The sequence below is a fragment of the Pantoea wallisii genome, assembly GCF_002095485.1.
Lineage (GTDB): Bacteria > Pseudomonadota > Gammaproteobacteria > Enterobacterales > Enterobacteriaceae > Pantoea > Pantoea wallisii.
This window is the reverse complement of sequence record NZ_MLFS01000007.1, coordinates 32,579-50,363: the sequence shown is the minus strand read 5'-3', so window position 1 is coordinate 50,363 and position 17,785 is coordinate 32,579. Positions and strand designations below refer to the sequence as shown.

Below are 17,785 nucleotides of genomic sequence, written 5' to 3'. Positions count from 1 at the left end.
GAGCCACCATGTTTGCCATGATGAACGACCTGATTCAGGCCGCTTTCCGGCAGAGATACGCGGTGCTGGCGATCAACTGCTTCAATCTTGAAACCGCTCGCGCCGCGATTCAGGCTGCCGAACAGCAGCGTGCGCCGCTGATTCTCAATGTCTATCAGGGCCACACTACGCACTTTCCTCCTGTGGTGGCGGTGCCGCTGGTGCAGGCCCTGGCAGCCAGCGCCGCCGTGCCGGTTGCGCTGGCGCTCGACCACGGTAAAGCTTTTCCGCTGATTGGTCAGGCGTTTCGCGCCGGCTTTACCGGTTTGATGATTGATGCCTCGGCTGAGCCGCTGGCAGAGAACATCCGCCAGACTGCGGCAGTGGTAAAGATGGCGCATACCGCTGGCGTGTGCGTTGAAGGCGAGCTTGGGCATATCGCCGATGCGCCGACATATGAACTGGCGGATGCCTCCGTGAAGATGACACAGGTGGCCGATGTGCTGCCGTTTATCGAGCAGACCCATATCGATCTGCTGGCGATCTCCGTGGGCACCGCGCACGGGATCTATCCGCCGGGCGTAAAGCCAAAGATCGACTTTCAGCGTTTACAGGCGCTACATGCTGTCTCTACCCGACCGCTGGCGCTGCACGGTGGTTCCGGTACGCCCGCCGGGGATATTCGCCGCGTCAGTGAGTTTGGCGTCGCCAAGATCAACGTTGGAGCAGCGGTGTTTGAGGCCGGCAAGCACGCAATGCACCAGGCGTTAAAACAGCATCCACACGCGGAGCTGGCCGATCTGCTTGGGCTCATGGAGTCCGCCTGCCGCGAAGTGGTCACAGAGTATCTGAGCTGGTCGGGTTCGGCAGGCAGAGTGTGAACGCCGGGCACAGCCGAACACCCTAAAGGTGCCGCTGAAGCGCAGCGGGCAAGCCCAAAACGCGCATACATGCGCGCCATATGACTATCACATTTTTATCCATCATCGGGTCGGCACGCGCCGGCTCTGGTAAAACTCACCCTGAGGAAAATAGACATGTTGATTTCAATGAAAGAGATGCTGGCGCCTACCCGTGAACATCGCTTCGCCATTGGTGCTTTTAACGTGGCTGACAGCTGCTTTATTCGTGCCGTGGTAGAAGAGGCGGAGGCCACTAATACGCCCGCCATCATCTCCATCCACCCAAGCGAACTGGAGTTTGTGACCGATGAATTTTTTGGCTATGTGCGCGAACGGACGTTAAAAAGCCCGGTGCCTTTTACGATCCACCTCGATCACGGCGCTTCGGTGGCTCAGGTGCTGCGCGCGATTCAGTGCGGCTTCACGTCGGTGATGATTGACGGTTCGCTGCTGCCGTATGAAGAGAATGTGGCGCTGACGAAAGAGGTCGTGAAGCTGGCACATGCTGTCGGCGTGTCGGTAGAGGGCGAACTCGGCACCATCGGTGACACCGGCACGTCGGTTGAAGGCGGAGTGAGTAAAGTGATTTACACCGAGCCGGCACAGGCGGAGGATTTTGTGCAGCGCACCGGCGTGGATACCCTGGCGGTAGCCATTGGCACCGCGCACGGTATCTATCCAAAGAATATGAAGCCGGCGCTGCAGATGCATATTCTGAAGGATATCTCACAACGTGTGGATATTCCGCTGGTGCTGCACGGCGGCTCTGCTAACCCGGACGCCGAGATTGCTGAGGCGGTTACGCTCGGTGTGGGTAAGATCAATATCTCCAGCGATATGAAGTATGCCTATTTCGCGAAGCTGCGTGAGATCCTGGCGCGCGAGACCTGGTGGGATCCGAATGTGATCTACCCGGACGCGATTGACGCGGCAAAAGCGGTGATTCATTACAAGATGAATCTGTTTGGCGGATTGGGGAAAGCGGGTTTGTACCGTTAATGGTTTGAGTGCGCAGAGGCAGGCGCGCATGAATGTGTGACCTGCAGGGTCGCCACGATGGCGACCCTGGCGAGGCCGGCACGTAAAATTAATGGATAACACCCAGCCACTGCTTCGCGATCTGCGCATATTCGCCAGTGGCGGTGCTGAGGTGTAACCACTGATCGACATACAGCTTCCAGCCCATATCATCACGCGGGATCATGTAGGCCTTCTCACCATACTGCATCGGCTTATCCGGATTAATGGCGCACAGCGATGGATAGTGCTGCTGCTGGAAACGCGCTTCTGAGGCATCGGTGATCATCACATCGGCTTTTTTATCCACCAGCTGCTGAAAAATGCCGGTATTCTCCGCCAGCTGCAGCGTTGCCTGCGGCAGATGGCTATGCACAAAGGCTTCGTTGGTGCCGCCTGCCGGCTCAATGACGCGCACCGCAGGCTTATTGATTTGACCTACCGTCTGGTACTTCGCTTTATCTTCGCAGCGCACCAGCGGGATTTTGCCATCCACGCCCAGCGGCCGGGCAAACCAGGCGATCTGCTGACGTTTTAGCGTAACCGACACGCCGCCCAGCGCGATGTCGCACTGCTTCGCGACAAAATCTTCACTCAGGGTTTTCCATGTGGTGGGCACCCACTGCACGCGGGCACCGAGGCTGGCCGCCAGCGACTGCGCCATGCTGATATCCAGCCCTTCATACTGACCGTCGCTGCGCAGGAAGCTGTAGGGTTTGTAATCCCCGGTGGTACAGACTTTTAGCGTCTTGCTGACGCGGATGTCGTCAAGGTGGGATTGCGCCTGCGCGGCACCGGTTACCAGAAGTAATGCACTCAGGATCACGATTTTCATGGTTTCTTCTTTTTTGTGCTGATGAGGGTTTACGCACGGATTGTTTCATAACCGGCAGCATTATTGCGCTATAAGCAAAAGTCTTGTGATCAAACACGCATTTTTCTCCTCCGCGCACGCGCGTAGAGTGAGCGGCAACCATGAGAAACGGAGCAATTACCCGATGAGCAAGATTTTAATTATCGACGGCGGCAAGACCTTCGCCCACTCCAAAGGCGAACTGAACCATACCCTGACCGACGTTGCCGCCAGCCAGTTGCGCGATCTCGGCCATGAAGTGCAGATCACCCTCGCCGATAGCGATTACAACGTGGCAGAAGAGGTGCAGAAATACCTCGACAGCGACGTGGTGATCTATCAGATGCCGGGCTGGTGGATGGGTGAGCCGTGGACAGTCAAAAAATACATTGATGATGTATTTACCGAAGGCCACGGTTCCCTGTACGCCAGCGATGGCCGTACCCGCAGCGATGCCGGGAAAAAATATGGCTCTGGCGGCCTGATTCAGGGCAAAAAGTATATGCTGTCGCTGACCTGGAACGCGCCGCTGGAAGCGTTCAACGATCCGGAGCAGTTCTTTGAAGGCGTTGGCGTGGATGGTCTCTACCTGCATTTCCATAAAGCTAACCAGTTCCTCGGCATGGAAGGTCTGCCAACCTTTATCTGTAACGATGTGATTAAGCAGCCGGATGTGCCGCGCGATATCGAACGTTATCGGACTCATCTCAGCCAAATCTTTGCTTAACTGTAAGCACACCGGGAAAAAGAGAAGGAAGCGTTATGTTAACTGTGGTTGCAGAAATTTGCGTTAAGCCGGGCCGTCGTCAGGCGGTGCTGGAAGCGATTCATAAGCTGATCCCTGCCGTACTGGAAGAGGATGGCTGCCATCAATACGATGCGCTGGTTGACCATCAGGCACAGGTGCCGTGGAAACAGAACTCACCTGATTCAATTTTCATGCTGGAGCAGTGGCAATCACTGCGCCATCTGGAGCAGCATCAGCAGATGCCGCACATGGATGCGCACCGTGCCGTGATCAAAGATGATGTGGTGGATGTGAAGATTCTGGTGCTGGAGCCGACCGCATAATTTTACCCGCACCAATAGAAAAGCCCCGGTGATCTCACCGGGGCTTTTTATTCGCGTCTAATCAGGGATTAGTGCTGTTCGTTGTGCAGGTTGTTCTGCACCAGAACTTCGGCATCGCCAGCGGTGTTCTGGTAAACGTTATACTCAACGCCTGCCACGGTTACCGTGCCGTTTGCCTGGTTCCAGTTAGAGATATCCTCGCCCTTCGGCAGAATATCTTCCAGCTTCACGTCGTCACCGGCGTTGCCGCTAACGATAACCTGCGATTTGCCGTTGTCGATGAACAGTGAGTCGCTGTTCAGTGCCATGATGTCGTTCAGAGAGAGATCCATCAGCGTTTCAAATACACCGAAAGATTCAATGCCGACATCAGGGGCTTCAGGTTTTTCGAGATCGACTCGTACCTGATAGTTGGTTGGCAGATTAAGCTCATTACCTGCGGTATCACGAATCACCACATTGAAATCGAGGTTTTATCTTCACCTTCAACCACCATCTCTGAGGTTTCGAAGCGCCATTTGCCATCCGCGCCAATCACCGTGGAGCCCAGCAGATTCTGATGCGCAACATCGCTATAGACCAGAACGATATCGCCCGCCTGACCGGTACCTTTCAGAATCAGGTCCGGATCGTTCGTCAGATACTCACCATCAATAATAGGCACCAGTTGCTCCAGCCCTTTGTTGTCATCGTAGACGCCATCAAACGTGCCGGTGGTCGGTGGGGTGACATCAACGGTAAAGCTGACAGGTGCGCTGGCATCGCCAATCACGCCAGCCGGACTGACTGGACGGATGTACACATTGTGGTTCGCTTCGTTCAGATCTTTAAACTCATAGCTCCACTTACCATCAGCGCCTACATCAACGGTATCAACCAGCTTGCCATCCAGATACACGTTAACCTTGCTGCCCGCCGGTGCAGAGCCCTGCAGCGTTGGGTTTTTATCATCGGTCACATCGCCATTTTTGATCGGGCCGGTGTAAGGGCCAACGTCATCGAACAGTTCGAAGTTTTCCAGCGGCGCCGGCTTAGAGTCATCTACGATCACTTTAACCGGATCGGACGGGTTCGATTTGTTGCCGGCCGGGTCAGTAATGACAACCACTACGTTGTGTTCACCGTTACCCAGATCCTGATCGGGCTGTACGGTCCACTTGCCGTCATCGCCTACGGTACCGGTACCGATGGTTTTAATCGGATTACCATCTTTATCAACGATAATCAGCTCGACCTGGTCACCCTTCTCACCGTCAGAACCTTCAAATACCGGGCGCTGATCGTCAGTTGGTTTACCCTCTTCAATCGGGCCAGTAACCGGACCTTCGTTATCAATGATGGTGCCAGGCTTAGACGGCTGATCCGGCGGCGTAACATCGACAATGACTTTGAACGGCGCGGATGGCTCGGAGACTTTGCCGCTTGGATCCTCTACCACAACGGTCAGATCGTGCGCGCCTTCTGCCAGCTTCGGCACTTCGATCTGCCATTTGCCGTTTTCAACTTTGGTGGAAGCGACCTGCTTGCCATCCACTTCTACGTAGATGATATCGCCATCGTTGCCTGTTCCGGTCAGCAGCGGCGTGTCATCGTTAGTCTGGCCACCGTTAGTGATCGGGTCCATTTTGCCGTCGTTGTTGTTGTAGACCGCATCGATGTCTGCTGGCGGCAGAATGCTGGCATCAACGCTCAGTTCAAAGTCCGGAGTCGGTGCAGATACGTTTCCGCCTTTGCTGACGGAGTCGATGCGCAGGGTGTAGCTCTTCTTATCTTCCAGCTGCAGATCGATCTTCCACTCGCCACGGCCGTTGGCGATCACCGAGCCCAGCAGCTCATTGCCGTTCCAGATGCGCACCAGGGTGCCCGCATCCGCTTTACCGGTCAGGGTTGGTGAAGTGTCATCGGTGGTGTCACCGGATTTCAGCACGCCCTGATAACGGCCCACGTCATCGTAAACTTCACTCAGCTCAGGCTGCGTTGGGGTGCTCAGATCCAGCATCAGATTAAAGATGTCTGAGGTTTTACTGGTTTTTCCAAATGGATCCACATAGTTAGCAGTGAGATTGTGCGTGGTCAGACTCTCATTCAGCTCAATCGTCGTCGTCCAGCGACCGTCCTGGCCTGCGACAACGCTGGCGATCTTCACACCGTTTTCATAGATATACACGGTGCTGCCTGGCATAGCGACGCCAGAGAGCGTTGGCGTTTTGTCGTTGGTGTAGCTCATTGGCGCCAGATAATCATTCTGGCCGACATCGTCCAGCACGCGCATAATTTGCGGTGCTTCCGGCTCCGTTGGCATGATTTCGATCACGCGCTGTGTGACCGGGCCCCAGTTGCCGGCGCGATCTTTATAGCGGAACTGAGTGATGTAGGTACCATCATCCAGATCGGTGGCTCTGTGGCTCCACTTACCGTCTGCGCCAACCGTAATGGTGTAGATCGCATTGTTGATCAGCACCTGAACGACGGTACCCGGCTCAGCAGTTCCGCTCAGGGTGAAGTTGTCTTTGTAAATGCCGATAGGCTTGATGTTGTCATGGATGCCCACATCGCCCGCCAGCGGCTCAACGGTTTGCGCAGCCTCATCCGAAGCTTCTTTTACCGCCTGTGTTACTGCGCCATTGTTAACGTTCACAATAAAGGTATCAGAGCTGTCACTCACGCGCTTCAGGCCATCTTCTACTTTAACCGTCAGCTTATGCTCACCGTCTGCCAGCTCAGGAGTAATCGTCCAGGCACCCATAGCATCGGCACGGGTTGAGCCAATAACGGTCACGCCATCCGAACCGTACAGGCGCACAATGCCGTGAGGTTCAGCCACACCAGAAATCACCGGTTTGTGATCGCCGGTGGCTTCGCCAGGCGTGAGGTAGTCGTTACCGGCAACCACACGGAAGATCTCTGGTTTAACAGGTCCTGACGTATCGATGTTGACGATTTCAAAGGTTGGGTTGCCGATGTTACCGGCGCGGTCAACGATTTCGATTGATACAACGTGGCGGCCTTCACCCCAGCCGCCTGGTGGCGTGAAGCTCCATTTGCCTTTTTCATCAACGGGAACTTTATACTCTTTGCCATCCACAAAGATATAAGCGGTGCAGCCCGCGTTTTTAATATTTGTTTCAGAGATTACGGCTTCATTTCTGCCAGAGTTAAGGACTTTAACTTGTCCAATCGTATTTTCGTTAGCCATTCTTCATTCCTTTTATTTGGGTTTCACGTTCAGAATCCTCCTTCTGAACGCGACTATTCTGTTGCTATTAACGATTCCTGTTACACGAGACACGTCTTAAAGAATCATTTTTTAGCGCTTCCACTAATAAGAAACGCCGGGCATTAAAATATGTCTCCATAAATAACATGGAGACCCTTGGTTAATTATCAGAAAGCGATAAGGTAATTACTTATTTGCAACGCTAATAATGACGCGACGCTCGCTGGAATAGCAGCTAATCTGATTTTTACGTGAACCACTACACTGCTTAGTCACCTGGCTGGCGCCCATGCTTTGGGAAGTAATTAACGCACCAGAGATACCGTTACTGATCAATAGTTGCTTAATCGCCTCAGCGCGCAGCTGCCCCAGGCGCATATTGTTTTTCTCTTCGCCGATAGGATCGGTAAAGCCAGTGACGATAATACGATGCTGCGGTGAGGGCTGATTTTTCAGCATGGTTGCGAACTGCTGGATAGCAGCCCGGCCGTCAGCGGAGATATCAGTACTGTTGGCACTGCCAAAGCGGAACAGCAGATCAGATGAGAACGCATAATTATCATAAGACTGTGTAGTGCCAGCCTGACAGGCTACGACGGCAGATGCCCGGGAGCGCAGATGCGTTTGCTGGCGTGTGCCTGCCAGCTCCTGCTGAGCTGTCTCTGCCGGGATCACCAGCGGGCGGCCTGAGTTATCAAGGCTGGCACGAATGTAGTAGGTTTTACCGGCGGCCAGGCTATCGCGCCACGGCTGGCTCTGTTTACCCTGATAATGCGGCGCATCATCGACAAAGCTGCCCAGGGAGTGCGTTCCCGGTGCCAGGCAAAATACGGTATAGCCGCCGGGCAGCAGTGCACTCTGGAATTCGCCGTCGATATAGATATGTGCCGGTTTTGCACCAGTCGCCTCAGCAGGACGATAATAAACAATCCGAGCCTGCTCGGCGGCGGCGGCGGGCATTGAGCGCCAGGCCTGGCCGAAATTATTGCCTGCGTAAACATTTAGCGTGGATAAAGCAGACACACCCAGCGTTGTGGCGAATATAAGCGTTGATAATTTTTTCATATTTAGATTGCAGGCGCACTCAGCGCCTGCCTGGTCCTGTTGGTTATTCCGTTATTCCCTTAGATATCCTGCACATCATAATGCACGCCTGAAAGCGGCTCGCTGATGCTGTCATTAATGGCGACGCCCTGCTGCGTCAGCATATTTACTGACTCATTAAATTCGAGCCCATTTAATAATGACGTCTTAATATCCTGGCCTTCTGCGCTATTACTCTCTTCTGCAAACAGCGCGTGACCTTCAGCCGCCAGCAGATCGTTGAGTGAGAGCGCGCCAAATAGCCCTTCAATTCCTACCTCTGGCTGCTCTGGCGGCGTCACATCAACGGTAACGTTAAAGATGTCAGTTTTGCCGGTCACCACGCCATCATGTGAGAACACACCGCGCATATCGTAATTATCTTCGGCCAGCTCTGGCGTAGTGAACTCCCATTTGCCGTCCGCACCGATCGTAGTGCTGAAGATATAAGAGTTACCCTCTTCGCCCAGCAGGTAGATGGTAATCAGATCGCCAGGAACACCGGTGCCGGTAATAATGATGGTTTGATCGTTTACCGCGCCGCCGTTCTCAATCGGGTAACGGATACCGGCATCATTATTATCCTTGAAGATGGTATCGATGGTCCCGGCAAGCGGTACATCCGGATCGGGCAGATGATCGATAGGCTCCGGGTCAACCGGTGGATTCGCGCCCTCCAGATCGATAATCACTTTATCCGATGGTGCGGACTCGTTCCCTGCCGGATCGCGCACCACAACCTCCAGTTCATGGCGGCCTGAATCGAGCGGCTTATCTGGGGTGAAGGTCCATTTGCCCCCTTCCACCACCGTTGAGCCGATCACTTTGCCGTTGTCGATGATGATAACGACTTCACCGTTCTCACCGCTGCCTTCCAGCGTCGGGTGTGGATCTTTGGTGGCAGAACCGTCATCAATCAGATTGCCATCACTGTCGATGATCTTACCGATGCCGCTGTTTTCCGGGGCGATCGTATCGACGTCAATAATGAATGCATCCGAAGGCAGGGATTTGTTCCCAACCGGATCGACAACCACGATGCTGAGATCGTGCTTACCATCGACCAGCTCCGGCGTGGTGAATTTCCAGTTACCGTCTTTATCTGCTTTGGTGGTCCCGAGCAGTTTACCGTTATCCCACACCTGCACAGTTGAACCCGCTTCTGCCTTGCCCGTCAGGGTTGGCGTATTGTCCTTTGTCAGGCCGCCATTGCTGATGGCTTTCGCGGGCTCTGCGGTGTCATCAAATACGCCACCAATCGTGCCTTTTGCCGGCGCGGTCAGATCGATGGTGAATTCCCACGGATCGCTCGGCTCACTGACAACGCCGTTTGCATTGCGCTCACGCGTGGTAATGCTGTGGCTGCCCGCGCTGAGCGCTTTATCCGGCGTAAAGCTCCAGCTGCCGTCGCTGCCAACCAGCACTTCGCCAATCAGCGTTTCACCGTCCCGAATCTCAATGGTGTTACCTGGCGTGCCGGTACCGTTGAAGGTTGGCGTGGTGTCGTCAGTGGCTCCACCGTTGGCGATAGGGCCGGTGACATCACCAACGTTGTCCACCACTTCTGCAATCACCGGCACGTGGAGATCATCACCGCCGCTGTCGCCGCCGCCAGCACCCTGCTGCTGTCCGCTGTCTTTATCCTGGTAGTGATCTTTTGCCACCACATAGCCCAGGCCCGCTGCTGCTACAATCGCGGCCAGACCGCCGAGCGCAATCAGCGCCGGCGACCACTCGAAACCGCTGGCCAGTACATAACCGGCATTATCATCAACGCTGCCTTCGCCCAGCGCCAGCGCCGAGGTTTCGCCATCGGCCAGCGCCACCGCTTCGTGGTCGGCATTGCCGTCAGTAGCGACGTATGCATGCAGTTCACCGTCTTCCGCTTTACCCACCAGCGTGCCGGATTTGGCAAAAAAGTCTTCAATAATTAAATCGGGTTTGCTGGCATCGGCGCCCTCCAGCATAACCAGCAGGTTTTTTCCTACACGCTTAACGGTAATATTTTCCGGCGCAACGCCATCGTTGCTGTGGGTCAGTAAATATTTACCGTTGGCGATGGCCTGAATTTTTACCGCTTTACCGTCTTTACCGGCACGCAGCACTTCGGCTTTCGTTATCGTTTTTTTATCGATAACCGCAACACTTACGGGCGAAACGCTCATGATAATTCCCTTCCGAACATTGATGTCAGCAGTGTGGTTCACTGCTTCCCTGGCTCTGCCCGCGAATGCGGACTCAAAGTGGCGACATATTCCGGAAAGAGATAATTCCGAGACATAAGAAACGTCCCGTTAGGAAAAAATAATTGATATGGTTGTCAGAAAAGTAATGGATCGATTAATTGATTGAATTAACGCGATATTCTGCAATAACCGTTAAAAAGGGAGGGCGCTCTGTTTCGAGCGAATAGACTTATAACAGCTGATTTTCCTGAATTTTTTCCCGTAAAAAATCCAGAAAACAGGTAATGCGAGAGCTGAGTGATTGATTGCGATAGTAGACTGCATGGATCGGCAGGCGCAGCTCGCGCGTTTCACTTTCCAGTACCGGCACTAAACGGCCGCTGACGCGATCTTCACGGCTGACAAAATCGGATAAGCGAACAATACCCTGTCCGGCTAAGGCCAGCTGGCGCAGCGTTTCACCACTGGAGGCGCACAGCGTCGGCTTGATGCGCAAAAACTCGCCTTCGCGCTGCCACACCGGCCAGACATTATGGGCATCCAGCTGGCTGAAACCCAGCAGCTGATGCTCCGCCAGCGCCGCCACGCTCTGCGGCGTGCCCGCCCGTTGCAGATATTCTGGGCTGGCTAACAGCCGAATCGCACTGCTGCCCAGCACCCGCGCGCGCAGCGTTGAATCGCGCAGCTCGCCAATGCGAATGGCGATATCGGTTTGCTGCTCCAGCAAATCGATAACGATGTCGTCCGTGTTCAACTCCAGCTGAATGTGCGGATAGCGCTGACGGAACGCCTCAATCAGCGGCACAATCACGTGCAGCGTAAACGGTGTGTTGGCGTTGATGCGCAGGCGACCGGCAGGGATATCGCGGCGTTGGGCGATATGCTCCTCAGCCTGTTCAACCGAGGCCAGAATCTGCCGCGCGTGGTCGAGGAAGATCAACCCCTCTTCAGTCAGGGCTAACCGGCGGGTGGTACGGTGCATGAGCGTGGTCTGCAGCTTGCTCTCCAGCCGGCTTAGCGCACGGCTGATGCCGGAGCTGGTCTGCTCCAGCTGCTCCGCTGCGGCGGTGATGGAACCGGTGTCGACCACCGCCACCCAGGCGCGTAACTCTTCCAGTGTAATTTTCACGTACTCCCTCCTCAGCGCACCACGACTTCGAGACCGGTCTTAGCGTTAGCGGCTACCCAACAGGGGTAGATTAAGCCGCACTTCGCCGCAGCAGAATAACACAATGCCCTAAAACAGGAGACGCGCGGTGTCAACCACGCAGAGAATGACGCTTTTACAGACAAAAAAGGACGCCGCAGCGTCCTTCCGGAATCACACTTCGAGATCGGCGAGATCGCCCTTCTCCTGCAGCCAGTTACGACGGTCTTCTGACCGTTTTTTCGCCAGCAGCATGTCCATTACGCGCAGCGTCTGCTCCACATCCTCTTCTTCAACCGTCAGCTGCACCAGACGACGGGTGTTGGGATCGAGCGTGGTTTCACGAAGCTGCAGCGGGTTCATTTCACCCAGGCCTTTAAAGCGCTGCACGTTCGGCTTGCCTTTTTTACGCTTCAACTGCTCAAGTACGCCCTCTTTCTCGTCCTCGTCCAGCGCGTAATAGACCTCTTTACCCAGATCGATACGGTAGAGCGGCGGCATCGCCACATAGACATGGCCCTGTAGCACCAGCGAGCGGAAGTGCTTCACGAACAGGGCACACAGCAGCGTAGCGATATGCAGGCCATCGGAATCTGCATCCGCGAGGATACAGATTTTGCCGTAGCGCAGCTGGCTGAGATCTTCACTGTCCGGATCGATACCAATGGCCACCGAGATATCGTGCACCTCCTGCGAGGCCAGCACTTCATCCGATGAGACTTCCCAGGTGTTCAGGATCTTACCCTTCAGCGGCATGATCGCCTGATATTCACGATCGCGCGCCTGTTTGGCCGACCCGCCTGCGGAGTCCCCTTCGACGAGGAACAGCTCGGTTTTATTGAGATCCTGCGCCGTGCAGTCAGCCAGTTTGCCCGGCAGCGCAGGCCCGCTGGTGAGCTTTTTACGCACCACCTTCTTCGCTGCACGCATGCGACGCTGCGCGCTGGAGATCGCCAGCTCCGCCAGCATCTCGGCGGCCTGGACGTTCTGGTTGAGCCACAGGCTGAACGCATCTTTCACCACGGCCGAGACAAAAGCGGCACACTGGCGCGATGACAGACGCTCTTTGGTCTGACCGGCAAACTGCGGATCCTGCATTTTGACCGATAGCACGTAAGCGCAGCGGTCCCAGATATCTTCCGCCGAGAGCTTCACACCGCGCGGCAGGATATTGCGGTACTCACAGAACTCGCGCATCGCATCCAGCAGGCCCTGACGCAGGCCGTTGACGTGCGTACCGCCCTGCATGGTCGGAATCAGGTTAACGTAGCTTTCGGTCAGCAGTTCGCCGCCTTCCGGCAGCCACAGCAGCGCCCAGTCCACCGCTTCCACATCGCCGGCAAAGCTGCCGACAAAAGGTTTCTCCGGCAGCGTCGGCAGGCCGTTCACCGCTTCGCAGAGATAGTCCGTCAGGCCATCCTGATACATCCAGGTCTGCTCGGTGTCGTTCACTCTGTCTTTAAAGACAATCTCTACGCCCGGGCAGAGTACCGCTTTGGCTTTTAACAGGTGCTTCAGACGCGATACGGAGAAGCGCGGGCTGTCAAAGAAGCTGCCGTCCGGCCAGAAGTGAACGCTGGTGCCGGTGTTGCGTTTGCCCACCGTGCCGATCACCTTCAGATCCTGCACCTTTTCGCCATTTTCAAAGGCAATCTGGTAGATCTCGCCGTTACGGCGCACGGTTACCTCAACGCGCGTCGACAGGGCATTAACCACCGAGATCCCTACGCCGTGCAGGCCGCCGGAGAACTGGTAGTTTTTATTGGAAAATTTGCCGCCCGCGTGTAAGCGGCACAGGATCAGCTCAACCGCCGGGACGCCCTCTTCGGGATGGATATCTACCGGCATTCCGCGGCCGTCGTCGATCACTTCCAGTGACTGATCAGCGTGCAGAATCACCTCCACACGTTTTGCGTGACCGGCCAGCGCCTCATCGACACTGTTATCGATCACTTCCTGACCAAGGTGGTTCGGGCGCGTGGTATCGGTGTACATCCCCGGACGACGACGCACCGGTTCAAGGCCGGTTAAGACCTCAATGGCATCGGCATTATAGCTTGATTGGCTCATCGTAACTGTCTGATTAGCAATATGAAAAAGGAACCATCCCGCAGGATCAGAGAGAATTTAATCCCAGAAAATCGATGATCTGCGCGAAATGGCGTTCGAATCCGATATAGGCATGATTGCCGCCCTGTTCGACCGTCTGGCGGCATGCGCTGTAGTAATCCAGCGCCTGGCGATAGTCCAGTACTTCATCGCCGGTTTGTTGCAACAGCCAGAGCAAATCAGGCGCTTCCAGCGGCTCAATCTGCATGACTTTCAGATCGTAAATGTGGCGAGACTCTAACACATATTGCTGGCCGGTGTAGGGATTCCGGTTCTCCCCAAGGTAATCCACCAGCAGCTCAAACGGGCGTACCGCCGGATTGACCACCACGGCCGGCAGCATAAAACATTGCGACAGCCAGGTCGCAAAATAGCCGCCCAGCGACGATCCGACCAGCCCGAGTGGTTCGCCGGCGTACTGCATCACCAGCTCTTCCAGCATACTGGCGGCCTCGGCGGGAAAAGTCGGTAGCTGCGGTACCATCACATTAATATGCGGATGGTGCGCATGGCACCACTGCTGCAGCTGCGTAGCTTTGGCCGACTGGGGGGAGCTGTTGAAGCCATGCAGGTAGATCAGCGCCGCCATCGTTTAGTAACCCTCGGAATCAAGGTCCGGACGGAACATATCGCTCTGCAGACGGTTGACCTCAGTGTGTAATGCACCATCCGGCTGAAGCGTTAACCAGCGCCAGCCCGGCGCCACGGTATCAATCGTAAAATTAGTGCAGTGCGGTTTGAACTGGACGCAAGTTGAGGGGGAAGCCAGCACACGACGGCCATGCCAGTCGAGATCCAGCTCCTGATGTATATGGCCGCAGACCAGATGGCGTGCCAGCGGAAAGTTTTGCAGCACCGCATCCAGCTGGTGCGGATTGCGCAGGCTGTGCTGATCGAGCCAGGTACAGCCAGAGGCCAGCGGATGGTGGTGCAGCAGAACCAGCGTGTGGCGCTGCGGATAGATGCGCAGCGTTCTGTCCAGCCACTCCAGCTGATACTCGCTCAGCATGCCGTGCGGCACGCCAGGCACCTGGCTGTCCAGCAGCACCAGCTGCCAGTGCTCACCCAGCAGCACATGTTTATCTGCCGCAATGCCGGCCTGCTCCAGCGTATCCACCATCGCTGGCTGAAAATCGTGATTGCCCGGCAGCCAGACGCAGGGCTTCGGCAGACGCGCAATGCCTGCAACAAAGTGCTGATAAGCTTCGACGGTGTGATCCTGAGCGAGATCGCCAGTGGCGATGATCAGGTCGTACTCGCGCTGTTGCGCCGCGATGGCGTCCAGCACCGCATCAAAACTCGACCAGGTATTTACCCCAAGCAGCGATTGATGTTTTCCTGCAAAAAGATGGGTATCCGTGATTTGCAAAATCCTGATTTCGGACCCATTTACCGCAGGAAGAGTGAGCAGGCTATCCAAAGCGTTTCCTTTATCTCCACGCCAATATTGCATTCATCGCTATCAGCAGACCGGCACAGCCACGGCACCGTGCGTCAGACAGTAGCGTAACCAGTCAGCAAGGAACTGGTTAATCTGATGTTTTTCATCGCGCTGATGCAGTTTTTTATTAGGATAATCATAGCGCGCTTTAAAGCGATAGATCTGCTGTGTGGAACACACTTCAGCGACCATCGCATCATGGTAGAGCCGCACCGACATCGACGGCAGGCTCCAGTAGCTCACCGCCGGCGCCACCTGACGAATCTCCACCAGCGTGGTGTAGCGTGTCGACTCTTCTATCGTCAACTGGTACTGCGCGCCGTTCACCTGATAGATCACCGACGCGCCTGCCTCATCGCCACGCGGCAGCAGGCGACGCAGCTGGGCGAAGTTGGTTTCGCACAGACGCATCATTTCGGGAAAGTCAGGGGTATAGCGCTGTTTCATTTAAGCTTCCACTCTTGTCGTAGTTTCTCATGGTGCAACGCCAGCCATTGCAGAGCGATGACAGATGCCGCGTTATCAATGATCCCCTCTTCCACCCAGCGGTAGGCCTGTTCCCGGCTCACCACATGGACAAGAATATCCTCATTCTCTTCCTCCAGCCCGTGATTTCCCTCTGCCAGGCTGGCATCCACTTCGCCCACCAGCACAGATAAACGCTCGGACGTTCCACCGGGGCTGGCTAAGTAATTTACTATCGGTTTGACGCGACCAACCTTGAGGCCCGCCTCTTCTACCGCCTCACGACGCACCACATCTTCCGGCGTTTCACCCGGTTCAATGATGCCAGCCACCATCTCCAGCAGCCAGGGCGTGGCACTGGAGTCGTAAGCCGGGATGCGAATCTGTTCGATCAGCACCACTTCGTCGCGCAGGGGATCATAGGGTAGCAGCACGGCAGCGTGCCCGCGCTCAAAAACTTCCCGCACCACTTCACCGCTCATTTCGCCATTAAAACGGCGATGGCGGAAGCGGTAACTGACGATGGAAAAAAAACCATCGTAGCGGGTATCGCGTGCAATAATTTCTACATCGTTTTTTGTGAAAGTCACAGGGGATTTTTTTTGACCCGCCATCGTCTGGCTCCTTATGCAGATTGGGATGGAGCGAAGAAAAGCCAACCCTTGTGCTCCGTCCGAGTGGTTCTTTCTGAATTATTTACGTAAATTAGGGGAAGAAGGCACGTTCAGCCAACTTATCTCTGACACCGCCTCTGTAGAATCGGCGATTATTTTTTTGGCTTACCTGCAGCACAACCTATGCATTTGGCTGCATCAAAAGGAATGCAAATGAAAAAACTGCTCCCACTTTTTATTGGACTGAGCCTGGGCGGATTTAGCCTTGCCAGCCAGGCAGAAAACCTGCTGCAGGTCTACCAGCAGGCGCGCCTGAGCAACCCCGATCTGCGTGCTTCCGCCGCCGATCGTGATGCGGCCTTTGAGAAAATCAACGAAGCGCGTAGCCCGTTACTGCCACAGCTGGGTCTGGGCGCAGATTATACCTATAACAGTGGTTATCGCGACAACAGCGGCCTTCATTCCAACACGACCAGCGGCTCACTGCAATTAACCCAAACTCTTTTCGATATGTCGAAATGGCGTGCGCTGACGCTGCAGGAAAAAACTGCCGGAATTCAGGATGTCACCTATCAGGTTGCGCAGCAGGATCTGATTCTGAACACGGCAACTGCCTATTTCAACGTACTGAAGGCGATTGATACGCTTTCTTACACTGAAGCACAGAAACAGTCGATCTATCGCGAACTGGATCAAACCACGCAGCGCTTCAACGTGGGCCTGGTTGCCATCACCGACGTGCAGAACGCCCGCGCCCAGTATGACACCGTACTGGCGAACGAAGTGACTGCCCGTAACGATCTGGATAACGCGGTGGAATCACTGCGTCAGATCACCGGTATGGACTACCTTTCGCTGGCATCACTGAATATTGATCGTTTCAAAACCGCCCGTCCGGATGCGGTCTCCACGCTGCTGAAGCAGGCAGAGAGCCGTAACCTTAACCTGTTATCTGCCCGTCTGAATCAGGATCTGGCGCGTGAGCAGATTCGCTCTGCGGAATCGGGCCATATGCCAACGCTGGATCTGACCGCGTCTACCGGTCTCTCAAACAGCAAATATGGCGGCAGCCGCGCGAACCAGAGTACCGGCACAAGCGACTCCATCACCGGTTCAAACCAGGTTGGCCTGAGCTTCTCTCTGCCGCTGTACAGCGGTGGTTCTGTTACTTCACAGGTGAAACAGGCGCAGTACAACTTTGTGGCAGCCAGCGAGCAGCTGGAAGGCGCACACCGTAGCGCGATTCAGACCGTTCGCTCCTCCTTCAACAACGTGAACGCGTCTATCAGCAGCATCGATGCCTACAAACAGTCCGTGGTTTCTGCGCAGAGCTCACTGGATGCGTCCGAAGCCGGTTATCAGGTCGGTACGCGTACCATCGTTGATGTGTTAGATGCCACCACCACGCTGTTTAATGCGAAACAGCAGCTCTCCAATGCGCGCTACAGCTATCTGATCAACCAGCTGAATATCAAATATGCGCTGGGCACGCTGAACGAGCAGGATCTGCAGCAGCTCAACAGCACGCTGGGCAAAGAGGTGACAACTTCACCTGAAGCCGTCGCGCCGGAAAATAGCCAGCAGGCAGCCCGTGTGGATAACGGCCCGCAAGCCGGTTCCGCTTCCGCCGCTGCGCAAGCGCGTCCGGCTGCCGCACGCAGCAGTGCAAATCCTTTCGCCAATTAAGATTGTCAGGGGCTG

General features: G+C 55.3%; 16 protein-coding genes. 5 read left to right on the top strand and 11 right to left on the bottom strand.

Annotated features, from left to right (window positions below; genetic code table 11):
- The first annotated feature begins 8 nt into the window (after positions 1-8).
- Together HA48_RS04185 and HA48_RS04180 are read left to right on the top strand one after the other, a co-directional pair.
- Entirely contained in the window at positions 9-860 is an 852-nt protein-coding gene (locus tag HA48_RS04185) for a class II fructose-bisphosphate aldolase (RefSeq protein ID WP_128599918.1), read from the top strand.
- A gap of 156 nt (positions 861-1,016) precedes the next feature.
- Positions 1,017-1,880 carry a ketose-bisphosphate aldolase gene (locus HA48_RS04180; protein ID WP_128599917.1) on the top strand — a complete coding sequence of 288 codons (864 nt, stop codon included), beginning with the start codon at positions 1,017-1,019 and terminating at the stop codon, positions 1,878-1,880.
- Positions 1,881-1,968: 88 nt separating this feature from the next.
- On the opposite strand, the gene HA48_RS04175 is transcribed toward HA48_RS04180, so the two are convergent.
- Entirely contained in the window at positions 1,969-2,733 is a 765-nt protein-coding gene (locus HA48_RS04175; protein ID WP_128599916.1) for a transporter substrate-binding domain-containing protein, read from the bottom strand.
- A 163-nt stretch (positions 2,734-2,896) separates the two neighbouring features.
- On the opposite strand from HA48_RS04175, the gene HA48_RS04170 reads away from it, so the two are divergent.
- Together HA48_RS04170 and HA48_RS04165 are read left to right on the top strand one after the other, a co-directional pair.
- Entirely contained in the window at positions 2,897-3,478 is a 582-nt protein-coding gene (locus tag HA48_RS04170) for an NAD(P)H-dependent oxidoreductase (RefSeq protein ID WP_128599915.1), read from the top strand.
- 35 nt (positions 3,479-3,513) lie between these two features.
- Entirely contained in the window at positions 3,514-3,822 is a 309-nt protein-coding gene (locus HA48_RS04165; RefSeq protein WP_128599914.1) for a putative quinol monooxygenase, read from the top strand.
- Positions 3,823-3,890: 68 nt separating this feature from the next.
- Here the strand turns inward: HA48_RS04165 and HA48_RS04160 are convergent, their stop codons facing one another.
- The 10 genes from HA48_RS04160 to nudF form a co-directional block, all read right to left on the bottom strand.
- Positions 3,891-4,280, bottom strand: a complete 390-nt coding sequence (locus tag HA48_RS04160; RefSeq protein WP_128599913.1) for a hypothetical protein — start codon at positions 4,278-4,280, stop codon at positions 3,891-3,893.
- A complete protein-coding gene (locus HA48_RS04155) occupies positions 4,274-7,018 on the bottom strand; it encodes an Ig-like domain-containing protein (protein ID WP_128599912.1) in 2,745 nt (914 codons plus the stop codon). The genes HA48_RS04160 and HA48_RS04155 overlap by 7 nt, the downstream gene beginning before the upstream one ends.
- Positions 7,019-7,225: 207 nt before the next feature.
- Entirely contained in the window at positions 7,226-8,104 is an 879-nt protein-coding gene (locus HA48_RS04150) for an OmpA family protein (RefSeq protein WP_128599911.1), read from the bottom strand.
- 59 nt (positions 8,105-8,163) lie between these two features.
- Positions 8,164-10,287, bottom strand: a complete 2,124-nt coding sequence (locus HA48_RS04145) for an Ig-like domain-containing protein (RefSeq protein WP_128599910.1) — start codon at positions 10,285-10,287, stop codon at positions 8,164-8,166.
- 250 nt (positions 10,288-10,537) lie between these two features.
- A complete protein-coding gene (locus HA48_RS04140) occupies positions 10,538-11,437 on the bottom strand; it encodes a LysR substrate-binding domain-containing protein (RefSeq protein WP_128599909.1) in 900 nt (299 codons plus the stop codon).
- Between the two features lie 192 nt (positions 11,438-11,629).
- The gene (gene parE / locus HA48_RS04135) at positions 11,630-13,525 is read right to left on the bottom strand and encodes a DNA topoisomerase IV subunit B (RefSeq protein ID WP_128599908.1); all 1,896 of its coding nucleotides are present in this window, start codon (positions 13,523-13,525) and stop codon (positions 11,630-11,632) included.
- Positions 13,526-13,571: 46 nt separating this feature from the next.
- Entirely contained in the window at positions 13,572-14,153 is a 582-nt protein-coding gene (gene yqiA, locus HA48_RS04130) for an esterase YqiA (RefSeq protein WP_128599907.1), read from the bottom strand.
- Between the two features lie 3 nt (positions 14,154-14,156).
- Positions 14,157-14,984 (bottom strand): 3',5'-cyclic-AMP phosphodiesterase, encoded by an 828-nt coding sequence (cpdA, locus tag HA48_RS04125; protein ID WP_128599906.1) that lies wholly within the window; start codon positions 14,982-14,984, stop codon positions 14,157-14,159.
- A gap of 42 nt (positions 14,985-15,026) precedes the next feature.
- Positions 15,027-15,452, bottom strand: coding sequence for a DUF1249 family protein (locus HA48_RS04120; protein ID WP_128599905.1), 426 nt, complete (start codon positions 15,450-15,452; stop codon positions 15,027-15,029).
- On the bottom strand, positions 15,449-16,084 hold the full coding sequence (nudF, locus tag HA48_RS04115) for an ADP-ribose diphosphatase (RefSeq protein WP_128599904.1): 636 nt from the start codon (positions 16,082-16,084) through the stop codon (positions 15,449-15,451). The genes HA48_RS04120 and nudF overlap by 4 nt, the downstream gene beginning before the upstream one ends.
- 213 nt (positions 16,085-16,297) lie before the next feature.
- Here nudF and tolC point away from each other — a divergent pair, with 213 nt between their 5' ends.
- Positions 16,298-17,770, top strand: coding sequence for an outer membrane channel protein TolC (gene tolC / locus HA48_RS04105; protein ID WP_128599902.1), 1,473 nt, complete (start codon positions 16,298-16,300; stop codon positions 17,768-17,770).
- Positions 17,771-17,785: the final 15 nt, after the last annotated feature.

Excerpts from the sequence above, each read along its gene's own strand:
- HA48_RS04185 (WP_128599918.1), top strand. The coding sequence starts at position 9 with ATGTTTGCCATGATGAACGACCTGATTCAGGCCGCTTTCCGGCAGAGA.
- HA48_RS04180 (WP_128599917.1), top strand. The coding sequence starts at position 1,017 with ATGTTGATTTCAATGAAAGAGATGCTGGCGCCTACCCGTGAACATCGC.
- HA48_RS04175 (WP_128599916.1), bottom strand. The coding sequence starts at position 2,733 with ATGAAAATCGTGATCCTGAGTGCATTACTTCTGGTAACCGGTGCCGCG.
- HA48_RS04170 (WP_128599915.1), top strand. The coding sequence starts at position 2,897 with ATGAGCAAGATTTTAATTATCGACGGCGGCAAGACCTTCGCCCACTCC.
- HA48_RS04165 (WP_128599914.1), top strand. The coding sequence starts at position 3,514 with ATGTTAACTGTGGTTGCAGAAATTTGCGTTAAGCCGGGCCGTCGTCAG.
- HA48_RS04155 (WP_128599912.1), bottom strand. The coding sequence starts at position 7,018 with ATGGCTAACGAAAATACGATTGGACAAGTTAAAGTCCTTAACTCTGGC.
- HA48_RS04150 (WP_128599911.1), bottom strand. The coding sequence starts at position 8,104 with ATGAAAAAATTATCAACGCTTATATTCGCCACAACGCTGGGTGTGTCT.
- HA48_RS04145 (WP_128599910.1), bottom strand. The coding sequence starts at position 10,287 with ATGAGCGTTTCGCCCGTAAGTGTTGCGGTTATCGATAAAAAAACGATA.
- parE (WP_128599908.1), bottom strand. The coding sequence starts at position 13,525 with ATGAGCCAATCAAGCTATAATGCCGATGCCATTGAGGTCTTAACCGGC.
- yqiA (WP_128599907.1), bottom strand. The coding sequence starts at position 14,153 with ATGGCGGCGCTGATCTACCTGCATGGCTTCAACAGCTCCCCCCAGTCG.
- HA48_RS04120 (WP_128599905.1), bottom strand. The coding sequence starts at position 15,452 with ATGAAACAGCGCTATACCCCTGACTTTCCCGAAATGATGCGTCTGTGC.
- nudF (WP_128599904.1), bottom strand. The coding sequence starts at position 16,084 with ATGGCGGGTCAAAAAAAATCCCCTGTGACTTTCACAAAAAACGATGTA.
- tolC (WP_128599902.1), top strand. The coding sequence starts at position 16,298 with ATGAAAAAACTGCTCCCACTTTTTATTGGACTGAGCCTGGGCGGATTT.